This window comes from Enterobacter sichuanensis, from assembly GCF_002939185.1.
In the GTDB taxonomy this organism is placed as follows: domain Bacteria; phylum Pseudomonadota; class Gammaproteobacteria; order Enterobacterales; family Enterobacteriaceae; genus Enterobacter; species Enterobacter sichuanensis.
Genome location: NZ_POVL01000154.1, coordinates 1 through 989 on the forward strand (window position 1 = coordinate 1; position 989 = coordinate 989).

A 989-nucleotide genomic window follows, 5' to 3' on the forward strand; every position below is an offset into this window, starting at 1 on the left:
AAAACCTACGGTGGTTCTGCTCGTGCATTCGACCAGATCGATAACGCACCAGAAGAAAAAGCTCGTGGTATCACCATCAACACTTCACACGTTGAGTACGACACCCCGACTCGCCACTACGCACACGTAGACTGCCCAGGCCACGCCGACTATGTTAAAAACATGATCACCGGTGCTGCGCAGATGGACGGCGCGATCCTGGTAGTTGCTGCGACTGACGGCCCAATGCCTCAGACTCGTGAGCACATCCTGCTGGGTCGTCAGGTAGGCGTTCCTTACATCATCGTGTTCCTGAACAAGTGCGACATGGTTGATGACGAAGAGCTGCTGGAACTGGTAGAGATGGAAGTTCGTGAACTGCTGTCTCAGTACGATTTCCCAGGCGACGATACCCCAATCGTTCGTGGTTCTGCTCTGAAAGCGCTGGAAGGCGACGCAGAGTGGGAAGCGAAAATCATCGAACTGGCTGGCTTCCTGGATTCTTACATCCCAGAACCAGAGCGTGCGATTGACAAGCCATTCCTGCTGCCAATCGAAGACGTATTCTCCATCTCCGGTCGTGGTACCGTTGTTACCGGTCGTGTAGAGCGCGGTATCATCAAAGTTGGCGAAGAAGTTGAAATCGTTGGTATCAAAGAGACTGCGAAGTCTACCTGTACTGGCGTTGAAATGTTCCGCAAACTGCTGGACGAAGGCCGTGCTGGTGAGAACGTTGGTGTTCTGCTGCGTGGTATCAAACGTGAAGAAATCGAACGTGGTCAGGTTCTGGCGAAGCCAGGCTCAATCAAGCCACACACCAAGTTCGAATCTGAAGTGTACATCCTGTCCAAAGACGAAGGCGGCCGTCATACTCCGTTCTTCAAAGGCTACCGTCCACAGTTCTACTTCCGTACAACTGACGTGACCGGTACCATCGAACTGCCAGAAGGCGTTGAGATGGTAATGCCAGGCGACAACATCAAGATGGTTGTGACTCTGATCCACCCAAT

Annotated in this window: 1 protein-coding gene; it reads left to right on the forward strand. The window is 52.6% G+C overall.

Annotation, left to right across the window (positions count from 1 at the left end; genetic code table 11):
* Window positions 1–989, forward strand: a 989-nt coding sequence (gene tuf / locus C5687_RS24255; RefSeq protein ID WP_104558228.1) for an elongation factor Tu, incomplete at both ends; no start/stop codon positions are given.